Source organism: Sedimentibacter saalensis, assembly GCF_007830175.1.
GTDB classification, from domain to species: domain Bacteria; phylum Bacillota; class Clostridia; order Tissierellales; family Sedimentibacteraceae; genus Sedimentibacter; species Sedimentibacter saalensis.
The window spans coordinates 54,234-80,624 of the sequence record NZ_VLKH01000008.1 but is presented as its reverse complement, the minus strand read 5'-3'; the positions used below and the strand labels follow the sequence as shown (position 1 = coordinate 80,624).

Annotated in this window: 21 protein-coding genes and 1 other RNA gene; 21 read left to right on the top strand and 1 reads right to left on the bottom strand. The window is 35.4% G+C overall.

Annotated features, from left to right (window positions below):
* The first annotated feature begins 120 nt into the window (after positions 1-120).
* From ispD to LY60_RS13015, 20 genes are all read left to right on the top strand, one after another.
* Positions 121-813: a 2-C-methyl-D-erythritol 4-phosphate cytidylyltransferase gene (gene ispD, locus LY60_RS13110; RefSeq protein WP_145084639.1), complete on the top strand. Its 693-nt coding sequence runs from the start codon at positions 121-123 to the stop codon at positions 811-813.
* A gap of 9 nt (positions 814-822) precedes the next feature.
* On the top strand, positions 823-1,305 hold the full coding sequence (ispF, locus tag LY60_RS13105; protein WP_145084636.1) for a 2-C-methyl-D-erythritol 2,4-cyclodiphosphate synthase: 483 nt from the start codon (positions 823-825) through the stop codon (positions 1,303-1,305).
* 210 nt (positions 1,306-1,515) lie between these two features.
* Positions 1,516-2,949 (top strand): ATP-dependent metallopeptidase FtsH/Yme1/Tma family protein, encoded by a 1,434-nt coding sequence (locus LY60_RS13100; RefSeq protein WP_145084633.1) that lies wholly within the window; start codon positions 1,516-1,518, stop codon positions 2,947-2,949.
* 108 nt (positions 2,950-3,057) lie between these two features.
* Positions 3,058-3,232: non-coding RNA, 6S RNA (gene ssrS / locus LY60_RS13095), on the top strand.
* A 108-nt stretch (positions 3,233-3,340) separates the two neighbouring features.
* Complete coding sequence (locus LY60_RS13090) at positions 3,341-4,339, top strand: LacI family DNA-binding transcriptional regulator (protein WP_019228386.1); 999 nt, start codon at positions 3,341-3,343, stop codon at positions 4,337-4,339.
* A 191-nt stretch (positions 4,340-4,530) separates the two neighbouring features.
* Positions 4,531-4,983, top strand: coding sequence for a hypothetical protein (locus tag LY60_RS13085; protein ID WP_145084630.1), 453 nt, complete (start codon positions 4,531-4,533; stop codon positions 4,981-4,983).
* 215 nt (positions 4,984-5,198) lie between these two features.
* Entirely contained in the window at positions 5,199-5,849 is a 651-nt protein-coding gene (locus LY60_RS13080; RefSeq protein ID WP_145084627.1) for a TetR/AcrR family transcriptional regulator, read from the top strand.
* Between the two features lie 439 nt (positions 5,850-6,288).
* Positions 6,289-7,614: a glycine/sarcosine/betaine reductase component B subunit gene (locus tag LY60_RS13075; protein WP_145084623.1), complete on the top strand. Its 1,326-nt coding sequence runs from the start codon at positions 6,289-6,291 to the stop codon at positions 7,612-7,614.
* Positions 7,615-7,625: 11 nt separating this feature from the next.
* The gene (grdH, locus tag LY60_RS13070) at positions 7,626-8,936 is read left to right on the top strand and encodes a betaine reductase selenoprotein B (RefSeq protein WP_145084620.1); all 1,311 of its coding nucleotides are present in this window, start codon (positions 7,626-7,628) and stop codon (positions 8,934-8,936) included.
* A gap of 58 nt (positions 8,937-8,994) precedes the next feature.
* The gene (locus LY60_RS13065) at positions 8,995-10,479 is read left to right on the top strand and encodes a glycine betaine uptake BCCT transporter (RefSeq protein WP_019228379.1); all 1,485 of its coding nucleotides are present in this window, start codon (positions 8,995-8,997) and stop codon (positions 10,477-10,479) included.
* A 122-nt stretch (positions 10,480-10,601) separates the two neighbouring features.
* A complete protein-coding gene (gene trxB, locus LY60_RS13060) occupies positions 10,602-11,534 on the top strand; it encodes a thioredoxin-disulfide reductase (RefSeq protein WP_145084617.1) in 933 nt (310 codons plus the stop codon).
* A 17-nt stretch (positions 11,535-11,551) separates the two neighbouring features.
* Positions 11,552-11,869: a thioredoxin TrxA gene (trxA, locus tag LY60_RS13055; RefSeq protein WP_145084614.1), complete on the top strand. Its 318-nt coding sequence runs from the start codon at positions 11,552-11,554 to the stop codon at positions 11,867-11,869.
* A gap of 60 nt (positions 11,870-11,929) precedes the next feature.
* Positions 11,930-12,403, top strand: a complete 474-nt coding sequence (gene grdA / locus LY60_RS13050; RefSeq protein ID WP_145084612.1) for a glycine/sarcosine/betaine reductase complex selenoprotein A — start codon at positions 11,930-11,932, stop codon at positions 12,401-12,403.
* A 116-nt stretch (positions 12,404-12,519) separates the two neighbouring features.
* Positions 12,520-14,055: a glycine/sarcosine/betaine reductase complex component C subunit beta gene (gene grdC, locus LY60_RS13045; protein ID WP_019228374.1), complete on the top strand. Its 1,536-nt coding sequence runs from the start codon at positions 12,520-12,522 to the stop codon at positions 14,053-14,055.
* A 10-nt stretch (positions 14,056-14,065) separates the two neighbouring features.
* A complete protein-coding gene (grdD, locus tag LY60_RS13040; RefSeq protein ID WP_145084609.1) occupies positions 14,066-15,238 on the top strand; it encodes a glycine/sarcosine/betaine reductase complex component C subunit alpha in 1,173 nt (390 codons plus the stop codon).
* Between the two features lie 433 nt (positions 15,239-15,671).
* Positions 15,672-17,072, top strand: coding sequence for an aminopeptidase (locus tag LY60_RS13035; RefSeq protein ID WP_145084606.1), 1,401 nt, complete (start codon positions 15,672-15,674; stop codon positions 17,070-17,072).
* A 199-nt stretch (positions 17,073-17,271) separates the two neighbouring features.
* The gene (locus tag LY60_RS13030) at positions 17,272-17,757 is read left to right on the top strand and encodes an NADH-quinone oxidoreductase subunit NuoE family protein (protein ID WP_246145469.1); all 486 of its coding nucleotides are present in this window, start codon (positions 17,272-17,274) and stop codon (positions 17,755-17,757) included.
* An 11-nt stretch (positions 17,758-17,768) separates the two neighbouring features.
* On the top strand, positions 17,769-19,652 hold the full coding sequence (gene nuoF / locus LY60_RS13025) for an NADH-quinone oxidoreductase subunit NuoF (RefSeq protein ID WP_376752532.1): 1,884 nt from the start codon (positions 17,769-17,771) through the stop codon (positions 19,650-19,652).
* 16 nt (positions 19,653-19,668) lie between these two features.
* The gene (locus LY60_RS13020; protein ID WP_170226220.1) at positions 19,669-23,118 is read left to right on the top strand and encodes an FAD-dependent oxidoreductase; all 3,450 of its coding nucleotides are present in this window, start codon (positions 19,669-19,671) and stop codon (positions 23,116-23,118) included.
* A gap of 398 nt (positions 23,119-23,516) precedes the next feature.
* Positions 23,517-24,119: a class I SAM-dependent methyltransferase gene (locus LY60_RS13015; RefSeq protein WP_246145468.1), complete on the top strand. Its 603-nt coding sequence runs from the start codon at positions 23,517-23,519 to the stop codon at positions 24,117-24,119.
* A 226-nt stretch (positions 24,120-24,345) separates the two neighbouring features.
* Here LY60_RS13015 and LY60_RS13010 read toward each other — a convergent pair whose 3' ends face one another.
* Positions 24,346-25,173 (bottom strand): YihY/virulence factor BrkB family protein, encoded by an 828-nt coding sequence (locus LY60_RS13010; protein ID WP_145084594.1) that lies wholly within the window; start codon positions 25,171-25,173, stop codon positions 24,346-24,348.
* A 194-nt stretch (positions 25,174-25,367) separates the two neighbouring features.
* On the opposite strand from LY60_RS13010, the gene LY60_RS13005 reads away from it, so the two are divergent.
* The gene (locus LY60_RS13005; protein ID WP_145084591.1) at positions 25,368-26,219 is read left to right on the top strand and encodes a 3-hydroxybutyryl-CoA dehydrogenase; all 852 of its coding nucleotides are present in this window, start codon (positions 25,368-25,370) and stop codon (positions 26,217-26,219) included.
* The last annotated feature ends 172 nt before the right edge of the window (positions 26,220-26,391 follow it).

Here is a 26,391-nt window from a genome sequence, read left to right as displayed (position 1 = left end):
GCGGTGAAGTTGAATTCCAGTTTGTAGGGGAGGATTACTGCCCTCCCGAAAATAATAAATAGTGAAAAATTAGGCTAGTCTGAGAATTAGAATTAATTCTTAACTAGAAGAAGGGATACCATGTTTAGAGAAAAATTTGTCTCTGTTATTATTGTTGCTGCAGGAAAGGGAACCAGAATGGGTTTAGAACTTCCAAAGCAGTACATGACAATAGCAGGAAAAACAATACTTGATACAACATTGTACAAGTTTGAAAAAAGCAATGAAATAGATGAAATAATTCTTGTTGTAAACAAAGAAGATATGGAATATGTGAAAAGTGAAATTGCGGAAAATTATGAAAAAATAACGCAAGTTGTACAAGGCGGTTCCACAAGGACAGAATCCGTTTTTGAAGGAATAAAATCAGTGAGGAGTGATTGCTCCGTGTTGCTCATACATGACGGAGTCAGACCGTTTGTATCCTACAATCTTATAAGCAGCTGCGTTGAAAATGCATTTCTTCATAAAGCATGCATTCCGGTAATTGATGTGATTGATACAATCAAGGAAGTATCCGGCGACGGTTTTGTGGAAAAAACATTGGACAGGCAAAAGCTTAAATCAGTACAGACTCCACAGGCCTTTGACTTTGAAACAATCAAACAATGCTACATGAATGCAATAACAGAAGATGCTGTTTTTACAGATGATGCTTCAATAGCTGAATATTACGGGTACAAGGTAAAAACTATAGAAGGTCTTCCAAGAAATTTAAAGATTACTACACCGCTTGACTTAAGAATTGCAGAAATTCTTGCAAGCGTATATTAAGGAGAGACAATGAAAATCGGAATTGGTTACGACGTTCATAAGCTGGTTGAAAACAGAAAACTTATTATTGGCGGAGTTGAAATCATTTTTGAAAAGGGTCTGGAAGGACATTCAGATGCAGATGTATTGATTCATGCCATAATGGACAGCATTTTAGGGGCAATGGGCAAGGGAGACATAGGATGTCTTTTTCCTGACACAGATGATGCTTACAAAGGAGCCAATAGCAGAGTTCTTTTAAGAACAGTCACTGATCTCATGACTAAAAGCGGTTTTAAGATTGGGAATGTTGATTCCGTCATAATTGCACAAAAGCCTAAAATGATGCCTCACATTGAAAAAATGAAAAGAAACATTGCTGAAGATCTTGAAACTGACATTTCAAATGTAAACATAAAAGCAACAACAACAGAGCATCTAGGTTTTGAAGGAAGAGGAGAAGGCATAGCTGCACAATCTGTTTGTCTGTTGGTAAATAAGGAAAATCATTGAAACATGTCTATATATTGAATATATCCAAACGTATATCTCAGTTGTATAATAGAATAAAGAATAAGAATATAAGATTTGTGCTCTGCACAAATTTTCTTTTAATCATACAGTTGTAGGGTAGTACTACTGTCCTCCCATAGATTTATTGGAATAATAACACGGGCGGACACAAGATCCGCCCTTACAGTTGTGGAAATACAGGGGGTATATATGAACAATTATCAAATTGCGGCATTAATTGGTGTGCTGATTTTTGTGACTTTTCTAATATTAAAAAATAAAAAGTCGGCTCAGAAGGAAATAAATAATTTAAATGAAATGGAATATTTAAGCTCTTCAAACATGAAGTTTGAAGATGTGGCAGGCAACTACGAAGCAAAGGAAAGTCTGAAGGAAATTGTTGACTTCATAAAGTTTCCTGACAAATATTCGAACTTCAATGCAAGGATGCCAAAGGGAATTTTGCTGTACGGCTCTCCTGGAACAGGAAAGACATTGATGGCCAAGGCTTTGGCAGGAGAAGCAGGTGTACCTTTCTATGCAGTTTCAGGCTCGGATTTTGTACAGGTTTATGCAGGTCTAGGTGCCGGAAGGATACGAAATCTTTTCAAGAAGGCAAGGAAATCAGGAAAAAGTGTAATCTTTATAGATGAAATAGATGCCATAGGCAAAAAAAGAATGAATGGAAACATGCGGGGCAGCGACGAGGGAGACAGAACTCTGAATGCTCTTTTGACTGAAATGTCGGGATTTGGAGAAGCAGCAGGAATCGTAGTAGTGGCAGCAACAAACAGAATTGACACTCTTGATTCAGCCTTATTAAGACCCGGGAGATTTGACAGGCAGATTGAAATTATGCTGCCTGACAAAAATGCCAGAAAAGATATTATAGAGCTTTATCTTTCAAAAAAGAAAGCTTCAGAGGATATCAAGCTTGATGAGATTGCGGATCTTACAGTATACTTCAGTGGAGCCATGATTGAAAATCTCATAAATGAAGCAGCACTTCTTGCCATCAGGGAAAATTCTGAAATGATATGCAACAACCATATTCAAAGAGCATATCTTGCAATACTTGCAGGCTCTGAAAAAAAGAATGCAGAAGAAAACAAAAAACAAAAGCTGACAACTTCTTATCATGAAGCAGGACATGCTTTTGTGTCAAAATATCTCATGCCGGAAAACAAAGTAATAAGGGTGTCTGTAATTCCAACCAGCAAGGGAGCTGGAGGGTATACATTGAGCACTCCAAATAATACAGATGTTGTTACAAAACGAGTTCTTCGAAGCCATCTGTCTGTGCTCATGGCAGGACGTATTGCAGAAGAGGTGTTTTTTGGAAAAGAAAATGTAACTGTGGGAGCACAAAATGACATTGAAAAAGCAACCACTCTTGCAGTTGATTACATTTCGTCCTACGGTATGGATGATAATTCAGGATTCATTAATTTTTCAGTTTTATCACAAAAGCTGAATATTCCGCTAGCTTCTGTGGAAAAATCAGTAAAGGAATTAACAAGAGAAATTTACGAAGAAACAATAACAATTGTTAGAGAAAATATGGATAAAGTGTCTTCTATTGCAAAAAAATTAATGGAAAAAGAAGTTATCAATGAAGAGGAATTAATAGAATTAATGAATTAAAGACTTGAATATTAACGAATATTGAGGGAAAAATACTAATAATTGTATTTTGTAAAATTAAATTACAGTTGTAAAAATAAACACGCTGTGGTATAATTACATTAACTTAAAAGCCTGCGGTTCACGGAAATTTTTTAATTCAACCGACATACTGTAAAAGGGAATTCGAGTTTGAGTGCCTATGACAGGCCCGCTTCGACGGGAAGTCAGAATTGCTCAACAGAAATCCCACCTGCTTAGATGCGGGTATGAATTAATAATTTGCGGCTCTCGCGGGTTTTATTTTTTTTAGGAAAACTAGGAAAAAGCAATTGCGTTTTCATGAAAATACATATATAATAAATTATAATTAGGAATACGATTCAAATACCAAATTAACAAGGAGGATAAAATGATAACAATTAAAGACGTTGCACGACTTGCAGAAGTGTCTATTTCAACCGTATCAAGGGTTATAAACGATTCTAAGCCAGTAAGTCCTGAAGTGAGAAGAAGAGTACTTAAAGTTATTGAAGAAACCGGATACAAGCCAAATGACGTTGCCAGAAGCCTCGTTACAAGAAGATCATATTTAATAGGTGTAATAGTAAACAATTTAGCACAGAGCTATGTTGCTGATATAGTAAGAGGAATAGAAGAAATAGGGAAAATGTACGGATATGACATTCTTCTATGCAGCAGCTACTCAAGCAAGGAAACTCAGGAAAAATATCTGCAGTTGCTGGACAGAAAGCAAGCAGAAGGTTTGTTCCTGGTAGGAAACAAGTTTGACGATGAAATAATTGAAATTGCAAGAGGACTTAACAAGCCGTGCATTTATTTCACAAGAGACGTGCATGAACACATGAACCATATTTCAATAGACAGCAATGCTGCATTCTATGAGATGACAAACTACCTGATTAAAGAAGGCCACAAGAAAATTGCATATGTTTCTGACTTTGCAGACAGAACATCAGTTGAAAATGACAAAATTGCCGGCTATCAAAAGGCAATTGAAGACAATGAGCTTCAATATTCAAAAATGTATGTTGTGGGAGGAAACAAGCACAACAGGGCATATGAACTTGGAAAAACAATTGCAAAGGATGCAAGCGAGTTTACTGCTGTGGTATGCAGCAATGATGAAATTGCCATTGGAGTGATGAACAGCTTCTTTGACAATGGAATAAAAGTTCCTGATGATGTTTCTGTAGTAGGATTTGGAAACATAAGAGAAGGAAAATTTGTAAGACCTGAACTGACTACTATAGGAGAACCGTATTATGATGTAGGTGCTGTAGGAATGCGCATGCTCATTAAAATGATAAAAGGCGATAAAACTCCTCAAGGTCTCATGGAACTTCCTTTCACAATTGAAAAGAGAAAGAGCGTAAAAACAATAGGCTAATAAAATTCTGCATGGACAAAGAATGACTAGTACGGTTTTTGTCTATAGCTGTGCAAATTGCCCGTCTATTGTAGTAATATGTTGAATACAAGCGAAAACTAATAAGATTTTCATGACAAATAGCGCCATGAAAGACAACTTTGTCCCCCTATAATAAATGGTATCAATAATTTATTGTAGGGGGATTACAAATGAGAAACAGATTTATCTTCATAATGCTTATTTCGCTTCTTTTTAGTTATAATTCTTTTGGATATTACCAATACTACGAGGAAATAGACAGCATAGAATATTTGCTCAATGAGCGCATAGAGGTAATGAATGAATTTCTTTACGGCTATAAGGACATGGGAAAATTGGAAGAAAAGCTGGAAAAAATAGAAGCGGAAAATCTTCTGGAAAACGATCTCGACATTTTATACAAGGTTATTGACTGCCCCACAGACTACGAACTTGCTTTAAGTGTTGAAGTTGATAAAATTAACAGCCTGGAAAAGACAGATTATTATATGAACATTAATGCTGATTTGAAATGGCAGATGAGCGGTTACGACGGTGAATTCACCATGGTAAAAAATTATAATATCAAGTGTGTTAAGCTTGAAGATCAAATATACCTTGCTTCATTAGTGTATATCAGATAATTAGGCTTTTGATATTTAGTGAAAAAAGTATACGTTGACATAAATCGTGATTATGCTATAATCAACATAACATTTAGCTTTATATTTATAATAGAGTTTCCAAGTGCTAAGAGGTGACTTAATTATAAATTAAGTAAATGCATACTAATTAATTTATATAACTTTGATGAGTTGTGACAAAAATGTAAAATATAAATTAAGAAGGAGAGTTATATATGTCAACTAATAAAGAAATACAAAGAAAAAGAATGCTTTTGTATTTTATTGAAGCCACAAATAAAATAATTGATAATGATGGAATAGAAAATGTAACAATAAGAAATGTTGCAGACATAGCAGGCTACAATAGTGCTACATTGTATAATTATTTTGAAGATTTGGATCATCTGATATTCTTCACATCAATGAAGTATTTGAAAGAATACATTTTAGAATTACCTAAATTTATTAAAAATTCAAATAATTCACTTGAGGTTTTTATGAAAACTTGGGAGTGTTTCTGTAAGTTTTCATTTGAAAATCCTAAAATTTTTTATAATATTTTTTTTGGCAAATATAAAGATATATTGAAAGAAACCATTAATGAATATTATAATATTTTTCCTGAAGAGTTGGGAGAATCCAATGGAGAAATATTAAAGATGTTAAAATTTCAAAGTATTTATGATAGGAATAAGATAATCTTGTATCCTCTCATAGAGGATGGAATAATAAAAGAAGAGTATTTCGATATAATTAACCAAACAATAATTTATAGTTTTCAAGGGATATTGCACGAAAAAGTTGTTGGAAATGAAAAAAGCATCGAGCAGTCTATACGGGAAACTATGAAAATTATTGAATACATAATAATGAAAAGAAATTAAATACGAATAAGTAGAAAAAACCTCGATTTTTAAATATCGAGGTTTTTTGCTTTTTAAATATTTAATAAATATAAAAATAACCTAGGAGTAAGAAAAAAATAAATTTAGATTGTAAAATAATAACGATTGACATATAATCATGATTATGTTAATATATCGTTAATAAATTAACTTAACAATTAAAACATTTATTAGTTAAAAAATGTAAAATATTTCAAACACTGTAAGTTATTTTGCTTTGAAATTGTTTGCTTGTTGCGTATAAAATTGCTCTAAAAAGCAAATAATATAATTTAGTAAAAAAAATAACAATATAGAAACTTTAAAGAAAATGTTTGCAGAATCAAATGAAAAATGTTGACACAAGAGATTTAAATTTAAGAATATAGTGATTTTATAAAAAATTGCTTATTTATATTAACTTAAAAGGAGTGAAGAAATGAAATTAGAAATTGGTAATTTTCAAGTTAAAGATGTTGTTTTTGGAGAGCAAACTATGTTTCATAATGGAGTGCTGTCTATTAACAAAGAAGAGGCGATGTCTTTTCTTAAAGAAGATGAGCACATTATTGATGTAGACATAATTATTGCTAAGCCTGGAGAAAACACAAGAATAGTTCCTGTTAAGGAGGCTGTAGAACCTAGGATTCGTCCAGATGGCAGACCGGTGTTTCCAGGTGTAACTGGAGATGTTGAAGCGGCAGGTAGCGGAAGAGTCCATGCTTTAAAAGGATGTAGTGTTTTAGGTGTAGGAATGCATTATGGTAGTTTTGGCGATGGATTAATTGATATGGGTGGAGAAGGTGCAAAGTACACTTTGTTTTCAGAACTCATCAATATATGTGTAGTAGCCGATACTGATGAAGAATTTGAAAGATTTGAACAACAGAAAAAAAATAGAGCAATTAGATGGGCAACACATAAATTAGCAGAATATTTAGGAAATGCAGTTAAAGACTTAGTACCTGAAGAAACAGAAGTTTTTGAATTAGATTCAGTTATTAAAAGATCTGAAGAAATTAGTAAACTTCCATCAGTAGTATTAGTAATGCAACCTCAGTCTCAAATGGAAGAGTTGGGATATAATGATTTAGTGTACGGATGGGATATGAATAAATTTGTTCCAACATTTATGCATCCTAATGAAATATTAGATGGAGCAATGATATCCGGTAGCTTTATGCCTAGTTCTTCAAAATGGTGCACATATGACTTTCAAAATTTTCCAACTATTAAGGAATTATATAAAGAACACGGAAAAAGCATTAATTTCTTAGGCGTTATAATGTCAAACTTAAATGTATCATTAGAACAAAAGAAACGTTCAGCAATATTTGTAGCACAAATGGCAAAATCCTTAGGTGCCGATGGTGCTATAGTTACAGAAGAAGGATATGGAAATCCTGATGCTGATTATATTTTATGCATTTCATCTTTAGAAGATGTTGGAGTAAAGACTGTAGGTATTAGTAATGAATGCACAGGTAGAGATGGAGCTTCTCAACCACTTGTTACATTAGACAAGAAAGCAAATGCGTTGGTATCTACAGGCAACGTTTCACAATTAATTGAACTTCCACCAGCAGACAAAGTAATTGGTGAATTACAATCATTAGCTAGAGACGGTTTATCAGGTGGATGGTCTTATGATGAGCTGCTTGGAGCTTCTGTAAGAGAAGATGGATCTATTGTTATGGAAGATAATGCTATGTTCTGTGGAGATAGAATAGCTGGTTGGTCAACTAAGACAATGAAAGAATTTTAGGAGGTGTAGAGATGAAAAAAGCAATTCATTATATAAATCAATTTTTTGCAGGAATAGGCGGAGAAGAGAAAGCAGATTATAAGCCAGAGATAAGAGAGGGATTGGTAGGACCATCACTTGCACTAAGCGATGCTATTGAAGCAGAAGTTACACATACAGTAATTTGTGGTGATAACTTTATGGGTTCAAATACGGAAGAAGCTGTAAAGATAATATTGGGATTTTTAGAAGATAAAGAATTTGATATATTTATTGCAGGCCCAGCATTCCAGGCAGGTAGATATGGGGTAGCATGCGGAACTATTTGTAAAGCAGTTAAGGAAAGATTTAATGTACCAGTTATTACTTCAATGAATGTAGAAAATCCTGGGGTAGAAATGTTTAAAAAAGATATGTATATCTTTGAAGGTGGAAAATCTGCTGCTAAACTTAGAGGTGATATAAAGGTAATAGCAAATTTTGCAAATAAAATACTAAAAGGCGAAGAAACAGGTTCAGCTGATGAAGAAGGTTTTTTCCCAAGAGGAATTAGAGCTCAAGTTTGGTTGAAATCAGGAAAGATTGCTGCTCAAAGAGGCGTGGAGATGTTGATTAAGAAATTGAATGACCAGCCTTATATTACGGAACTTCCTATACCAAAACTAGACAGAGTACCAATAGCAGCACCAATAAAAGATTTATCAAAAGCAAATATAGCAATGGTAACAACCGGTGGAATAGTACCTGTAAATAATCCGGATAGAATTCAATCAGCATCAGCAACACGCTGGGGAAGATATGATATATCAGATGTTGATAGATTAGAATCAGGAGTATATAAGACTATACATGCTGGTTTTGATCCTGCAGCAGCAGATGCAGATCCAAATGTAATAATGCCGATTGATGCAATGAAAGCATATTTAAAAGAAGGAAAAATAGCAAAGCTACATGATTATTTCTATAGTACTGTAGGCACAGGAACCACTCAAGCTGAAGCAGCAAGAATGGGCAAAGAAATAGTACAAAAATTATTTGAAGATAAAGTTGACGGAGTTATAATGACTTCAACCTGAGGTACCTGTACTCGTTGCGGTGCAACGATGGTAAAAGAAATTGAAAGAGCAGGAATTCCGATAGTTCAAATGTGTAATTTGATACCTGTAGCAACAACAGTTGGCTCAAACAAGATAGTACCTACAATATCTATTCCATATCCATTGGGGGATCCTTCAACATCTAAGGAGCAACAATGGAAACTTAGATATCATCGTGTAGGTGTAGCACTAGATGCTTTAACTGATGATGTGAAAGAACAAACAGTATTTAAGGTGAAAATTTAAACTAATTTTAGATGAGGGTTTTTACCCTCATCTAAACCATAAAAAAGGGAGGAACATATTGAATAAATTAAATCAAAAAGATAATAGTGTGTTTTATATATCTCTTTCTATATCTATTGTTATAGTTTTATGGGGAATAATCGCAAAAGAGAATTTTTCAAATTTTGCAACTTTTATATTTGATTTTCTTACAACTAATTTTGGATGGACTTACTTGCTATCTATGTTAGCTTTTGTTGTATTTGCCCTTTTATTAGCTTTTAGCAAATATGGATCTATTAAATTAGGACCTGATGATTCAAAACCAGAATATAGTACAACATCTTGGTTTGGTATGTTGTTTGGAGCAGGCATGGGCATTGGACTTGTGTTTTGGGGCGTAGCAGAGCCTATATCACATTTTGTTAACCCAGTTGGGGCAGAGCCTGGTACAATGGAGGCTGCGAATTTTGCTATGAGGACATCCTTTATGCACTGGGGATTTCACCCTTGGGCTAATTATAGCATCATTGGACTTGCACTTGCTTATTTTCAATTTAGAAAAAATAAACCAGGTCTAATTAGTAGCATTTTCATTCCTTTAATCGGAGAGAAGAGAGTTAATGGACCTATTGGAAAATTTATAGATATATTAGCTGTATTTGCAACAGTTTCTGGCGTAGCTACGTCTCTTGGACTTGGAACTTTACAGATAAACAGTGGGCTGAATTATTTGTTTAATATTCCGGAAACTAAAATAGTTCAGATAGGGATAATATTTATTATTACAATTTTATATATCTGGACGGCGATAAGTGGCATAGGCAAAGGTATAAAGATACTAGGAGACATTAATCTTATACTTGCTTTTAGCTTACTTGTATTAACCATTGTATTAGGGCCAACATTGAAAATAATTAATGCATTAACAAATGGGTTGGGTCAATATATTAATGGTTTTGTAAGTGCTAGTCTTCATATCGAAGCTTTTGGCGATAATAGTTGGTTAAAAGGGTGGACTGTGTTTTATTGGGCTTGGTGGATAGCTTGGGCACCATTTGTAGGAACTTTTATAGCACGTATATCAAAAGGCAGAACCATAAGAGAATTTATTATGGGTGTAATATTTGCTCCGGCTGTAGTATCAATTGTTTGGTTTGCAGCATTTGGTTCTATGGGTATTAACCTAATTGATAAAATAGGTATAGAAGGATTACAACTAGCAGTAAATAGTCCATCTACTGCTTTGTTTCAAGTATTCAATCAGTACCCTTTAAGTAAAATCTTATCTTTAATAACAGTAGTATTATTGGGAACATTTTTCATTACATCAGCAAATTCGGCTACATTCGTATTAGGTATGTTTAGTTCACAAGGCAATTTAAATCCACCAGCCAAGAAACAGTTTATTTGGGGAGTTGTTCAATCTTTATTTGCTACTTCTCTATTACTTGCAGGTGGACTTCAAGCACTGCAGACTGCTTCAGTAGCAGCGGCCTTTCCTTTTATATTTGTAATGTTGCTTGCAATGGTATCTCTGATGAAAGCGTTTAAAGAAGAATAATATCGAAGCTACTGGTGAAACAGTATTTGAAAATAATTTATAAAATCACATTATACTTGGAAATTTATATTATTAATTTCCAAGTATAATGGATTATTTAGATTGAGTATAAGAGGTGTAAAATGAGCAATGTTTATGATGTAATAATAATTGGAGCAGGTCCAGCAGGGTTAACAGCAGCATTGTATGCTGGAAGAGCTAGAATGAGCACATTGATAATAGAGAAAGAAAAGGACGGAGGGCAGATAGTTCTAACTTCTGAAGTAGAAAATTATCCAGGATGTCTTGAAGGCGAATCAGGACCTACTCTAATAGATAGAATGGCTGAACAAGCAAAGCATTTTGGTGCGGAAAAAGTATATGATGAAATTCTTGAAGTTAAACTTGAGGGCAAAGAAAAAGTTTTAGTAGGTAAAAAAGCAGAATATATTGGACAAACAGTTATTATAGCAACTGGAGCTTCATCAAGACCAATAGGCTGTTCCGGAGAAAAACAATTCACAGGAAAAGGTGTATCTTATTGTGCAACTTGTGATGGTGCTTTCTTTGAAGGCTTAGAAGTTTTTGTAGTAGGTGGTGGTGATACTGCCATTGAAGAAGCTATGTACTTAACAAAGTTTGCAAGAAAAGTATCTGTAATTCACAGAAGAGATGAACTTAGAGCAGCAAAATCTATTCAAGAAAAAGCATTTGCAAATCCGAAGATGAACTTCATTTGGGATAGTGCGGTACATGAAATTAAAGGTGATGGATTAGTTAATTCTATGGTATTAGAGAATTTAAAAACCGGTGAAATGACAGAATTAGTTGCTGATGAAGATGATGGCATATTTGGTGTATTTGTGTTTATAGGATATACACCTAAGACGAATATATTTGAAGGTATTATTGATATGGATAAAGGATATATCGTTACTGATGAAAATATGAAAACTAATGTAGAAGGTGTATATGCAGCCGGAGATGTTAGGTTGAAAAGCTTAAGACAAGTTGTGACAGCAGCCGCAGATGGTGCTATTGCAGCGGTTCAAGCAGAAAAATTCTTGTCAGAATAAAATTAGGAGGCTTTAATATGTTAGTGTTAGATAAAACAAATTTTGAAACAGAGGTATTACAATCGAAAGGATATGTATTGGTAGACTTTTTCGGAGATGGATGTGCTCCTTGTGAGGCTTTGATGCCTCATGTTATGGATTTATCCGAGAAATATGGGGAACAATTGAAATTTGCTAAGTTAAATACTACTAAAGCAAGAAGAGTTGCTATAGGACAGAAAATATTAGGATTGCCGGTTATATCTATTTATAAAGATGGAGAAAAAATTGAAGAACTAATTAAAGATGAAGCAACTCCGGAGAATGTTGAAGCATTGATTAAGAAGTACATATAGTTATTGTAAAATAAATTACTATATAGTAAAAATGAAATTAAAAAAATAGGAGGAAAAGTAATGAGCTTATTACAAGGCAAAAAAGTTGTTATAATAGGCGACAGAGATGGAATACCAGGTCCAGCTATTGAAGAATGTGTAAAAAGTGCTGGAGCTGAAGTAGTATTTTCTTCAACAGAATGTTTTGTCTGAACTGCCGCAGGCGCAATGGATTTAGAAAATCAGAAAAGGGTTAAAGAATTCGCAGAAAAATTTGGTGCTGAAAATTTAGTAGTAGTATTAGGAGCATCAGAAGGCGAAGCATCAGGGTTAGCTGCTGAAACAGTAACTAATGGAGACCCAACTTTCGCAGGTCCATTGACAGGAGTTCAGTTAGGACTCAGTGTATTCCATATATGTGAACCAGAAATGAAAAATGAAGTAGACGAATCTATTTATGATGAACAAGTAAGTATGATGGAAATGGTATTGGATGTTGATGATATAATTTCAGAAATGGCTCCAATTAGAGAAGACTTCTGTAAATATCTTTAATTATTATATTATAGATATTGTTGCTTCGCAGTTGATTTAATTGCGAAGCAATTTTTTTAAAAACATACAATCCTTTATACAACTTAAAATATATTAAATTTAACGGAGGTAAATAAATGAACAGTGTAATTAAAGGTGCAAGCTATATATTGGCATTTACACCAGACATGGTATTGCAAAATGGCACTACTCAAACTACTGAAAGAACAATAAACCCTGAATCGGAATATTTGAAGCAAATTGAAAGTCATTTAAGAACATTTGAACAAGTTGTTAAATATCCACCTAATCAATCATATATTGGAAATGTAACCCCAGATGAGCTTGTACAAATTGAACAACCATGGTATGACAAAGAAATAAGTGCAGCAACAAGATTCGGAAAATATGGCGAAATAATGCCTCAAGACGAATTTATATGTTTAATGCAGATCTGTGATGTATTTGATCTTGTTAAACTAGAAAAAAACTTTGTAGAAACTACTAAAATTAAACTAATGAATCATCCTCTTATAGGAGCTGATTTATTAGATAGACTGAAGGAAGGCGATGAAGCCGAAATAATTAATAAATTAGTTTATGAAGAACATTCGGAGCCAATTTATCACGATAAAAGTTTAGTTGGCTGTGTAAAAAGAGCACATGATTTAGATATAAATTTAAATGCACACGTAATGCATGAAAATTTAACTTCAAAAGCAACTAATGTTTTAGCAATTATGAATTTAATTGCAAAAAACAATATTAATAAGGAAGATATTGATTATGTAATTGATTGCTCCGAAGAAGCATGCGGCGATATGAATCAAAGAGGTGGCGGTAACTTTGCAAAAGCATGTGCAGAAGTAGCCGGCTTAATAAATTCAACGGGTTCTGACGTAAGAGGATTTTGTGCTGCACCTACACATGCGTTAATTCAGGCAGCATCACTTGTCAAAGCAGGTACTTATAAAAATGTTATTGTTTCAGCTGGTGGATGTACAGCAAAACTTGGAATGAATGGTAAAGACCATGTAAAAAAAGGTATCCCAATACTTGAAGATGTTCTTGGAGGTTTTGCTGTATTAATAAGTGAAAATGATGGTGTAAATCCAGAAATTAGAGTTGACCTAGTTGGAAAACACATGGTTGGAACTGGCTCATCCCCTCAGGCTGTTATTACATCTTTAGTAACACAAGCATTAGATAAAGCTCAGATGAAGATTACAGATATAGATAAATATTCTGTAGAAATGCAAAATCCTGATATTACAAAGCCGGCTGGAGCAGGGGATGTACCTTTGGCTAACTACAAAATGATAGGCGCATTAGCAGTAAAAAGAGGAGATATAGAAAAGAATGATTTAGCAAGTTTTGCAGAAAGACATGGTATGGTAGGTTGGGCTCCAACTCAAGGGCACATTCCTTCAGGGGTACCATTTATAGGATTTGGAAGACAGGATATACTTGACGGAAAAATCAAAAATGCAATGGTTATAGGCAAAGGAAGCTTGTTCCTTGGCAGAATGACAAATCTTTTTGATGGTGTATCATTCGTAATTGAAGCAAATCAAGGAAAAACAGAAGAACAAGGATATGTATCAGAAGAACAAATTAAGGGACTGATAGCAAAAGCACTGAAAAATTTCGCTTCAAATCTTTTAGCAGAATAGGAGTGTAGATATGTCAGAAAAACAAGTAAATCAAATAATAGGTAATATTTTTAATCAGTTAGCAGATACACTTAATACTGGGGAATATGGGAAAAAACCTAAAATTGGTATTACTGCTATGGGAAGTGAACATGGCGAGAAAAATATTTTAGAAGCATCATTAAAGGCACAAAAAAGTGGAATTGAGGTAATTGTTTTAGGATCTCAAACTGCAGAAGGTATAAAAACAGAAAAGATAGAAACAGAAGACCAAGCACATAAAATGATGGAATCATTGTTAAATTCAAAAGAAATAGATGCAGCAGTTACAATGCATTATCCATTTCCAATTGGAGTATCAACTGTAGGAAGAATTATTACACCTGGTAAGGGTAAAGAAATGTTTATAGCTACAACTACAGGTACTTCATCTACTGATAAAGTTGAAGGCATGGTGAAAAATGCTATTTATGGAATTATTACAGCTAAAGCTTGCGGCATTAAAAATCCAACTGTTGGCATATTGAATATAGATGGTGCCAGACAAACTGAAATTGCACTTAAAAAATTGCAATCACAAGGCTATGATATAACATTTGCTGATTCGCAAAGAGCAGATGGCGGTTCTATAATGAGAGGAAATGATTTACTGATGGCATCTGCAGATGTAATGGTAATGGATTCCTTAACAGGAAACTTATTAATTAAAATATTTTCATCTTATACAACAGGTGGAAACTATGAATCCATAGGATATGGTTATGGACCCGGCATTGGTGAAGGTTTTGAGAAATTAATAATGATTATTTCAAGAGCTTCGGGTGCACCTTTAGTTGAAGGAGCTATAAAATATGCAGCTGAGCTTGTAAGAGGAAATTGCATACAGATAGCAAAAGATGAATTTGCCAAAGCTAATGAAGCAGGGTTAAAGGAGATTTTAAAAGGTTTAAAGTCAACAAAAAAAGAAATATCTGATGAAGAAGTTGTAGCACCTAAAAAGGAAGTTGTTACTTCACAAATTTCTGGAATTGAAATTATGGATCTTGAGGAGGCTGTAAAAGTATTGTGGAAACAAGGTATTTATGCTGAAAGTGGTATGGGATGTACAGGTCCGATTATTTTAGTTAATGATTCTATAACAAAGACAGCAATTAAAGTACTTGCAGATGCAGAATTTGTTTCTAAAGAACAATGTGACTGCTAATAATGTAATGGATATGCGTAAAAAATAGGTAGTGAAATATATGATAAATGTGGTATAATATTTTTTGTATTTACACATATAATTATAACTGGCAAGTGAATAGGTTCCAAAACTATTAGTAATAACAACAGCCTTAGAACAAATGATGCAACAATCATCTTTCGCCTTTTAGTAAACAACAATTTTGTAAAATGTGATACACTATGTTTCCACGAACCCTATGTTGAATGTATACTTGCTATATATAAAAGTTATGAGGCATATATCTAATTAGCAAATAAACATATCTGCGGATATAGCCTTAATTGTAACAGCCTGACGTTTATTTACAGCTGCCGCAGGAAAAAACTAATTCAATGAGTCTATAAAAAAATTATATAGAAAAGAAAATAATTTTTGGAATTAATATAGTTCCATTATACAAGGAGATAATATGGAAACAAACAGTAAACTATTTTACAAGAAACACTTTATTTGGGATAAAATAAGCGACGACGAAAAAAACGATGTCTTTAATTTAGGTGATGACTACAAAAAATTCATAGATGCATCTAAGACGGAAAGACTTTCAATCAAAGAAATAATAAGAAGAGCTGAAAAAGAAGGTTTTGTGAACATCGAAGAGCTGCAGGAAATAAAGGCAGGAACAAAGTATTACTATGTAAACAAGGGTAAGGATGCAGTTCTTGCAGTAGCAGGCAAGGAAAAACTTGAAAAAGGAATGAACATTGTGGGAAGCCACGTTGATTCCCCGCGCATCGACATAAAACCAAATCCACTTTATGAAAAGCATGGTGTTTCTCTTTTGAAAACTCATTATTACGGCGGAATAAGAAAATATCAGTGGGTAGCTATACCTCTTGCTCTTTACGGAACTGTTGTGAAGGAAAATGGAGATATTATTGAAGTGGCCATAGGCGACGATGATAAGGACCCGGTTTTTTATATTACAGATTTGCTTCCGCATCTGGCAAAGGATCAAAACGATAAAAAACTTTCAGAAGCTATTGAAGGCGAAAGTCTGAATGTTATAATAGGAAGTCTTCCAGCAGAAGGCAAAGACGACGAGAAAAAGTTCAAGCTTAATGTTTTAAAAATTTTAAATGAAAAATATGGGATGATTGAAGAAGACTTTCAGACAGCTGAACTTGAAATAGTGCCTGCAGGAAAATCTAGGGACATGGGAATAGACAGAGGAATGATAATGGCATACGGTCATGATGACAGAGTGTGTGCATATACTTCGCTTAAAGCCATTCTTGAAGTTCAAAATCCTGAAAAAACAGCTGTGGCTGTTTTTGCAGATAAGGAAGAGGTAGGAAGCAACGGGAACACCGGAATGCATTCTTTGTTCTTCAGTAATATGGTGGCTGAAATGATAGCTCTGGAGGACAATGGAAATTACAGCGAGCGAACTCTTAAAAAAGCCATGGCTAACAGCTCCATGCTTTCCTCTGATGTTGCAGCAGGACTTGATCCAACATATCCTCAGGTTTCAGAAATTCAGAATTCTGCGGTTATGGGCCAGGGCGTTGCATTGATTAAGTATACAGGAAGCAGAGGAAAATCCGGTGCAAATGATGCCAATGCAGAATACATTGGAAAATTAAGAAAAGTTTTCAATGAAAGCGGTGTTGCATGGCAAAGCGCAGAACTTGGAAAAGTTGATCAGGGAGGCGGAGGAACAATTGCCTACATAATGGCAAATTACAACATGGATGTTGTGGATTTGGGAGTTCCAGTACTCAGCATGCATGCGCCTTTTGAAATAGTTTCCAAGACTGATGTGTACATGACATATAAAGCATATAAAACATTTTATAATAAATTCTAATGCTGTAAAAAAATACATAAAATTCTCTTTGTGATGAAAGAGGATTTTATTTTAGCCTAAAACTCTGATTCCAAAATATGTAACGTTTGCATGTTTTTAATTTGACAAATTGCGAGCTATTAGGTTGACTTTTGATATACTCGAAGCTATAATATAAACGTGTTTGTGTGTTAATTATAATAATATGGAGGTAACTGAATTGCAGAATGAATTTGTAGAAGCAAGAAAAAGTGAGTTTGAAGAACTGAAACAGTATATAGATACAGTAAAAAATTCACAAGGTATATTAATGCAGACTTTGCAAAAGGCCCAAGACATATTTGGATATTTGCCTTTGGAAGTGCAGCAGTTTATATCTGATGAAACAAATATACCATTGGCTGACATATACGGTGTTGTAACATTCTATACTCAATTTACTGTAGAAGAAAAAGGAAAGCACAAAATAGGTGTCTGTCTTGGAACGGCTTGTTATGTAAAAGGTTCTCAGGAAATTATGGACAAACTTTCAGAGGAATTAAATATTAAGGTTGGAGCAACAACTGATGACAAAATGTTCACCCTGGAAGCTACCAGATGCCTGGGATGCTGTGGTTTGGCTCCCGTTATGATTATTGACGAAGATGTTTATCCGAAAATGGAAGCAAAAAGTGTTCCTGAAATATTGAAAAAATACAGTAATTAGGAGGTGTAATCTTGAAAACATTAGATAATTTGAAAGAAATCAGAGAAGAATCTGTTACAAATTTAGAAATGAAAGATGTTGACAATGCTATAAGAGTTGTTGTCGGATTGGCTACATGCGGAATTTCAGCAGGCGCTAAACCTGTTTTGAAAACATTGGCAGAAGAAGCTGAAAAAAGAAACATGAAAAATGTGCAGGTTGTTCAGACCGGATGTATCGGAATGTGCACCTATGAGCCAATAGTTGAAGTATATGTTCCTGGAAAAGAAAAAGTAACATATATTCACGTTAATTCTGAAAAAGCCATGAAAATATTCGAAGAACACATTTTAAACGGCAATGTTGTTGAAGAATATACAATTGGTTCTGCTGAAGTTAAGAACAAAGAATCAAAAGATGAAGAAGAGCACACTTCCCTCATGGACGTTCAATTCTACAAAAAACAAAAAAGAGTTGCCTTAAGAAACTGCGGCATTATCAATCCTGAAAACATTTACGAATACATTGCAACTGACGGTTACATGGCATTGGGAAAAGTTCTTACTGAAATGACTCCCGATGATGTTATAAAAGTTATGAAAGATGCAGGCCTTAGAGGAAGAGGCGGAGCTGGATTTCCTACTGGAATGAAGTGGAGCTTTGCTGCACCTAACAAGGCTGATCAAAAATATATTATATGCAACGCTGACGAAGGAGACCCAGGTGCATTCATGGACAGAAGCGTTCTTGAAGGAGACCCTCACGCTGTTCTTGAAGCAATGGCTATTGCAGGTTATGCAATTGGAGCTACAAAAGGCTTCATATATGTAAGAGCTGAATATCCTGTTGCAGTTCAAAGACTTCACATTGCCATTGATCAGGCAAGGGAGCTTGGACTTCTCGGAAAGAATATTTTTAATTCAGGTTTTGACTTCGACATCGAAACAAGACTTGGAGCCGGCGCATTCGTATGCGGCGAGGAAACAGCCCTCATGCAGTCAATTGAAGGAAAAAGAGGAATGTCAAGAATAAAACCTCCGTTCCCTGCAAACAAAGGGCTTTGGGGAAAACCTACAGTTATCAACAACGTTGAAACACTGGCAAACATTCCGCAGATTCTATACCACGGTGCTGAATGGTTCAAGAGTTTTGGCACTGCAAAATCTTCAGGAACAAAGGTATTTGCATTAGGCGGCAAAATAACAAACACAGGACTTGTGGAAGTTCCTATGGGAACAACACTTCGTGAAGTTATATATGATATCGGAGGAGGATGTCCAAACGGCAAGGCATTCAAGGCTGTTCAGACAGGCGGACCTTCCGGAGGATGTCTTACAAAGGATCATCTGGACATCCCTATAGACTATGAAAATCTTACGGCTGCAGGCTCAATGATGGGCTCAGGCGGTATGATTGTTATGGATGAAGACAACTGCATGGTTGACATAGCAAGATTCTTCCTGGAATTTACCGTTGACGAATCATGCGGCAAATGCACACCTTGCAGAGTCGGCACAAAGAGAATGCTTGGAATTCTTGAAAAAATAACTCAAGGCAACGGAACAATGGAAGACCTTGAAGAACTTGAAACTCTGGCAACAAGCGTGAAAGACGGTTCACTCTGCGGTCTTGGACAAACTGCTCCAAACCCGGTACTTTCAACTTTGAAATATTTCAGGGATGAATATATTGCACACATCGTTGATAAGAAATGCCCGGCAAAACACTGCAAGCCGTTGTTGACTTTTGAAATCAATAAGGACAAGTGTACCGGATGTACTTTGTGTGCTAGAAAGTGTCCTGTGAATGCAATTGAAGGAACTGTCAAGAATCCTCATGTGATAAGTCAGGAATTGTGTATAAAATGTGGCAATTGCTTCAGCGTTTGCAGATTCGGCGCTGTTGAAAAAAACTAAGAGGGAGGATTTGGACGTGGCTTTAGTAAAACTTAACATTAATGGACAAGAAATTACGGCTGAACAAGGCAAGAATGTGCTGCAGGCAGCTTTAGAAAATAATATAGAAATTCCTCATCTGTGTTTTGATGAAAATCTTGAAGTATATGCAGGATGCGGACTGTGCGTTGTTGAAATAGAGGGACAGCCTAAGCTTGCAAGAGCTTGTGCCACACCTGTAACAAACGGATTGGTCATCAAGACTAACACAAAAAAAGTTGAGGAAGCAAGAAACACAGCTTTAAACCTGCTTGTTTCTGAACACATAGGAGACTGCAAGGCCCCATGTACTTTAAACTGTCCTGCTCACACAGATGTTCAGGGATATGTTGGCTTGGTAGCAAACAAACAGTACAAGGAATCACTGATGTTGATAAAAGAAAAACTTCCTCTTCCTGCAAGTATAGGAAGAGTATGTCCTCACCCATGCGAAAAGGCATGCAGAAGACAGCATGTTGAAGATTCTGTTTCAATTGCATGCATCAAGACTTTTGCAGCAGATTATGATTTGAACTCAGGCGATGTTTATATCCCAAGTTTAAAAGAAGCAACAGGTAAAAAGGTTGCAGTAGTAGGTGCAGGTCCTGCAGGACTGTCAGCTGCATACTTCCTGCTTCGTGACGGACACGAAGTTGAAATATTTGAAGCAAAGGACTTGCCGGGCGGAATGCTTCGCTATGGTATTCCTGAATACAGACTTCCAAAAAATGTTGTTGATGCAGAAGTGTCAGTAATAGAAGAAATGGGAGCAAAGATAAACTACGGCGTAAAAATCGGCGAAGATATGACTCTTGATTATCTTCAGAACAAATATGATGCGGTATTCCTTGGAATTGGAGCATGGAAAAGTTCACCCATGAGATGCGAAGGAGAAAACAAAGACGGAGTTCTCGGAGGAATTGATTTCCTTATTAAAGTAGCAGAAAACAACCCGGTTAAAATAGGCAAGAAAGTTATAGTTGTAGGCGGCGGAAACACTGCCATGGACGTTGCAAGAACAAGCATTCGTCTAGGAGCAGAAGAAGTGAGAGTTGTTTACAGAAGAACAGAAGATGAAATGCCTGCAGAAAAAATTGAAATCGAAGAAGCAAAGGAAGAAGGAGTAATATTCTCATTCCTGTCAGCTCCTGCTCTTGTAGAAGGCGAAGATAAAGTTACCGGACTCAAATGTGAAAAGATGGTTCTTGGTGAAAAGGATGCTTCTGGCAGACAAAAACCAATGCCGACAGGAGAGTTTGTAACATTTGAAGCAGATACAATAATTGCTGCCATTGGTCAGGAAGTTGACTGCGGCAACATAAACGTTGGACAGGGCAAAAAGAAAAATATTGCTATAAACGAAGAAACATTTGAAACAAACTTAAGAGGAGTATTTGCCGGCGGAGACGCTGCAACAGGCCCTAAAATAGCAATTGATGCAATTGCCCAGGGACAGCAGGCAGCAAAAGTTATTAATAGCTACCTTGACGGAGTTATAATTCCTTATAAAGATATTCCATTGGTTTACACTGAAGTAAAAGCAGAAGACTTCAAGGACCAGGAAAAAGTTCCAAGAACAGCTCACAGAACAGTTGAAGCTGAAATAAGAAAACACAACTTCCAGCCAATTCTTCCTACAATGACAGAAGAAGAAGCTGTACGAGAAGGTTCAAGATGTCTGGAATGCGGCTGCAAAGATTACTTTGAATGCCAGCTTGTTGACTATATTAAAAAGTTTGATATTGACACTGAGAAATATCATGCTCTAAAAGACAAAAAGTTTAAGGAAACAGATCATCCATACATTTCCCAGAATGTTGACAAATGCGTTCTTTGTGGACTTTGCGTAAGAACATGTCAGGAAGTTGTTGGTGCTTCTGCTCTTGGATTTGTTGAAAGAGGAAGTCAGACATTTGTATCTCCTGCTTTTGAGCAAAAATTAAAAGTAACTGAATGTATTTCATGCGGAAGATGTATTGATGTATGTCCAACAGGTGCATGGCTTGACAGAAGAGAAAATATTAAGGAAATTCCGCTTGATCTTGCTGCGACACAGTCAGTATGCAGCTACTGCTCAGTAGGATGCGATATTGTTTATGAACACAAGGACAATGTGGTTTATAAAGCATCAAGTCCAAGACACAATGAAATTCCAATGTGCGGAAAAGGTAAATTCGGAATTGAGCACATCAATTCTAAGGACAGACTTCTTTCTCCTCTTGCTAAAGTCAAGGGAGCACAGGAAAAAACAACGTTGGAAGCAGCATTGTTTGAAACTGCAAAACGTCTGAGAAGCATACAAAACATGTACGGCGAAGGCGCAATAGCTTTTGCAGTATCACCTAAGATTACAAATGAAGAACTGATGCTTTTAAAAGCGGTCTCAGCAGAACTCAATACAAATCTTACAGGTTCATTTACTGTAGATGCTGAACCAGGAATTGAAACAGTTCTTGGACAGAATAAATCAACTATAACATTTGCGGAACTTGATTCAGCAGATTTGATTATAGCTGCAGGACAACTTTACGAGCACCATCCTGCAACAGGAATGAAACTTAGAAGACTTTCAAATTCAATGAAGGTTGTTTCTGTCTCAACAAAAGCAACAAAGGCTGATCAATGGGCTGACAAAGCAGAACTAGACAGCTACGAAGTATTCTTTGCAGGAATTTTGAAGTCACTGATAGAAAAAGGTGCAGTAAAAGCAGAAACTGTAAAAGGCTATGCTAACGGAGAACAGCTGTTAAGTTCACTTGAAAAGGTTGATGTTACACCATCAGCAGAAAAAGTTGCAGAACTTTTCAAAAAGGCTAAAAAACCTGTTATAATTGCTGATTCAAACACAGTTCAAAATGAAGCACTTAAAGTGCTGGCTGATATTGTACTGGTAACAGGCAATGCAGATAAACCTCACAGAGGACTCATAGTATTAAAAGCAAAATCCAACAGCCAGGGAGCTTGGGATTTAGGTTTCAGAACATCAGGAGAAGAACTTAAAAAAGCCATCCTTGAGGGAACTGTTAAAGGTCTCGTAACAATAGGCGAAGATGTGGTTGGAAATTGCCCAGAGCTTAAAGAAGCTGTAAATAATTTGAAATTTGTTGCAGCATTCGATATATTCGAAAATGAAACAACAACATGTGCTGATTATGTTCTTCCTCTTTGCAGTCTTGCAGAAAGCAGCGGAACAATAACAAGCGCAGATACAACTGTAAGAAATGTAACAGAAGCAGTAAAACCTCTTACAGGAATGACAAACAAAGAAATGTTCGGAAAAATTGCAGAAATGCTAAATGCAAAAGAGTACAAATTTACTGCAGAAGAAAATGCAAAAGAATTGTATGTACCAACATTTGAAAGCAAAGAAAAAGAATATGAAGTTTATGACACAGTTGAAAAGCAATTTTTAGCTGATTTAAAATCAAACTGCGTAAAGGCAGTTTAAAAGAACAAAAGCAATCCTTAAAAGACCCTTGGGCGAACAATTTATTCGTCGTTCAATGCAGCTTTTAGTAAATCAGGGACTCATCCCAGTGACTCCCGATTGGATGAAAAAATGTGAAGGCGTAAGTCTTCACATTTTTTTATGCAGCAACGTAGGGTTGAAATAATAAACGGTCGGACACAAGGTCCGCCCCTACGAACTAGTAATTTTAGATACTGCTATACATTTGAAATTCCAATATGTAGGGGAGGGCCTCGTGCCCTCCCGGGTCTTATATGAAAACAGATGTATGCTATGTATCAACTTCTAATTTTTTTTATAAAAATTTACACATTAATTATTATTTGAATATTGGTAAAAATAATATATAATAAGTTATCAATTAATCTGGAGGAATTATGGAACAATACTTTACCAAAAACCCCACAACTCAAAAGGAAATTTATAAATTTGACTGGAATTTAGGAAAAGATAGATTTTATTTTTATACCAGCAACAGCGTTTTTTCAAAAAATGGAGTTGACTTCGGCTCAATGTTACTGGTTGAAACCGTTATAAAGGAAAATGCAAATTTTAAAGGAAATATTCTTGACTTAGGGTGCGGATACGGACCAATCGGAGTGATGCTTGCAAAACTCATTGAAAACGCCAATGTTACAATGTCTGATGTAAATGAAAGAGCACTTGAACTTGCAAAAATGAATGCAGAGGAAAACAAGGTAAAAGCAAGGGTCAAAACATTAAGCTCCTCAGCATTTGAAAATATAAATGAAAATTTTGATATGATTGTAACAAACCCCCCAATTCGTGCAGGAAAGGATGTCGTATTTTCCTTTTATGAAGGAGCATACGAGCATTTGAACAAAGGCGGACACCTGTATGTAGTAATTCAAAAAAAACAAGGAGCTCCAAGCACAAAGGAAAAGCTTGAAAGCCTCTTCGGAAACTGTGAAACAGCAGAAAAAAAATCAGGATACTTCATATTCAGAGCAGTAAAATAGCTACATCGGTGTCATTCTGAGGGCGTAGCCCGAGGAATCTCATGTTTTCATTAAAGATGAGATCCCACAGTTTCGAACACAAATTTATTTATTTGCTAACGCTCACATAAATTTGGTTCTCATTGTGAATGACCTACCGCTTTTTTTCAGTAAAATACCTGAAAAATAGTGTTAGGGCAACCTTCACTATCGTTCAGGATGACAGCGTCATGGGTTTATCGATAGTCTACTTACATTTTTTGTTTTTTGAAACCAGGTAATTGACTTCTGCTCCCATTAGGAAAATTATGGACAATATATAAATCCATATTATGAAAACAAACACTCCTGAAAGATTTCCGTAAATGGAGTTATAATACATAAACCTTGTGCTCACATAGTGAGAATAAAAGTATGAGCCTGTAATCATGGAAATTGCTGCAAATAATGCACCTGGGAACACAAATGAAAAATCAACTTTTTCATAGGGAAGAAATTTGTAGGCTGCGGAAAACAATAGAAACAGCAGTAAGAATGGAATAACATAGCGAAGAATATGTATGAGCAAATAGTTAAGATTCTTGTAAATTGTTAGTTCTTCAAGGTATATGAGTATTGGTCTTCCTGCTACCACCAGGGCAAAAATTACCTGCATGGATATCATTATTGCCACAGCAAAAACAATTCCTTCAAGTCTTAAGAATAGGAAATGTCTTTTGGCCGTAAAGCCGTATGCTTTGTTTATTCCGCTGATGATTGTAGCGCTTCCTGATGTTGCAGACCACAATAAAACCAGCATGCTAAGAGATAAATATGATTTGCTGCAGCTGTTTATGGCATATCTTACTATGTTGTACACTATTTTATATACATCCTCAGGCATGAAAGAATTAAGTGTGTCAAGCAAGTAATAAATATATTCGCTGTAGCTGCAAAGAAGTGATATTGCAAATATTAAAAACGGAAAAATTCCGAGAATTATGAAGTAAGAAAACTGGGCGCTGAGGGCAAATATATTGTCCTCTATTGTTTTGTTCAACAGTCTCATCACTGACATTACAATTTTTTTTATCATGTGCACTCTCCATAGAACTTTGTATAATTTCTTTATCTTGCATATACACCAATAATATTATTGACATTTGAACGATTTATAATCAAAAATAAAATGTTAAAATATTATCAAAATAGTATCTTGATTAAAAAAAAGCAGAGTGTTATAATGATTCTAGGCAAAAAAAGGACATGGTCCAAAAATAGGAGGAAAAGATGGAAATTAAGAAAATTTGTGTTGTTGGAACTGGAACAATGGCAAAAGGAATTGTGCAGACATTTGCACAGGCAGGATATCCTGTTGTTGTAAAAGGAAGAGCTGGAAGAACTTTTGATACATTGGAAGAAACAATAGGAAAAGGTCTGTCAAAACTTGTTTCAAAGGGAAAAATGGAACAATCTAAGATGGATGAAATCCTCGGCAACATTACAAAATCTGTTACATATGAAGGATGCAGCGATGCTGACTTGTTCATCGAAGCAATTGCTGAAGACATGGAAACAAAACATGCAATATTTGCTGATATAGAAGCAATTGCAAAAGAAGACGCAATACTTTCAACAAATACATCTTCATTGTCAATAACTGAAATTGCATCAAAATCCAAAAGACCTGGAAAGATTATAGGAATGCACTTCTTTAATCCTGTTCCAATGATGAAACTTGTTGAAATAATCAAAGGAAAACTTACAGACGAAGAAGTTCATGAAGCTATTTACGCTTTATCACAGGCTATTGGAAAAACTCCTGTAAGCGTTGAAGAAGCTCCTGGATTTGTTGTAAACAGAATTCTTGTTCCAATGATCAATGAAGGAATCGGCATACTGGCAGATGGAGTTGCAACAAAAGAAGAAATAGACACAGCCATGAAATTAGGTGCAAATCATCCTATGGGACCATTAGAGCTAGGAGATTTAATCGGTCTTGATGTTTGCCTTGCAATAATGGAAGTATTGTACAATGAATTCGGAGATCCTAAGTACAGACCTCATACACTTCTTCGCAAAATGGTAAGAGCTAATCTGCTTGGAAGAAAAACAGGCAAGGGCTTCTACGAGTACAATTAAAAGTTAAGAGTTAAGAATTAAGAATTAATTGTAAGGAACGGCGTGCCGTTCCTTATTTTTTTGGATAGAATTGTTTCAATAGTGAGGGGAGAGTCTTGAAATCTCCCGAAGATAATAAAATTAATGAATCAATAGCAACGGGCGGACACAAGGTCCGCCCCTAAGGAATGAA

Coding starts and splice junctions, on each gene's coding strand:
- grdC (WP_019228374.1), top strand. CDS start 12,520: ATGAACAGTGTAATTAAAGGTGCAAGCTATATATTGGCATTTACACCA.
- ispF (WP_145084636.1), top strand. CDS start 823: ATGAAAATCGGAATTGGTTACGACGTTCATAAGCTGGTTGAAAACAGA.
- grdD (WP_145084609.1), top strand. CDS start 14,066: ATGTCAGAAAAACAAGTAAATCAAATAATAGGTAATATTTTTAATCAG.
- LY60_RS13035 (WP_145084606.1), top strand. CDS start 15,672: ATGGAAACAAACAGTAAACTATTTTACAAGAAACACTTTATTTGGGAT.
- trxA (WP_145084614.1), top strand. CDS start 11,552: ATGTTAGTGTTAGATAAAACAAATTTTGAAACAGAGGTATTACAATCG.
- LY60_RS13010 (WP_145084594.1), bottom strand. CDS start 25,173: ATGATAAAAAAAATTGTAATGTCAGTGATGAGACTGTTGAACAAAACA.
- LY60_RS13005 (WP_145084591.1), top strand. CDS start 25,368: ATGGAAATTAAGAAAATTTGTGTTGTTGGAACTGGAACAATGGCAAAA.
- LY60_RS13090 (WP_019228386.1), top strand. CDS start 3,341: ATGATAACAATTAAAGACGTTGCACGACTTGCAGAAGTGTCTATTTCA.
- LY60_RS13015 (WP_246145468.1), top strand. CDS start 23,517: ATGGAACAATACTTTACCAAAAACCCCACAACTCAAAAGGAAATTTAT.
- LY60_RS13085 (WP_145084630.1), top strand. CDS start 4,531: ATGAGAAACAGATTTATCTTCATAATGCTTATTTCGCTTCTTTTTAGT.
- LY60_RS13080 (WP_145084627.1), top strand. CDS start 5,199: ATGTCAACTAATAAAGAAATACAAAGAAAAAGAATGCTTTTGTATTTT.
- LY60_RS13100 (WP_145084633.1), top strand. CDS start 1,516: ATGAACAATTATCAAATTGCGGCATTAATTGGTGTGCTGATTTTTGTG.
- ispD (WP_145084639.1), top strand. CDS start 121: ATGTTTAGAGAAAAATTTGTCTCTGTTATTATTGTTGCTGCAGGAAAG.
- trxB (WP_145084617.1), top strand. CDS start 10,602: ATGAGCAATGTTTATGATGTAATAATAATTGGAGCAGGTCCAGCAGGG.
- LY60_RS13075 (WP_145084623.1), top strand. CDS start 6,289: ATGAAATTAGAAATTGGTAATTTTCAAGTTAAAGATGTTGTTTTTGGA.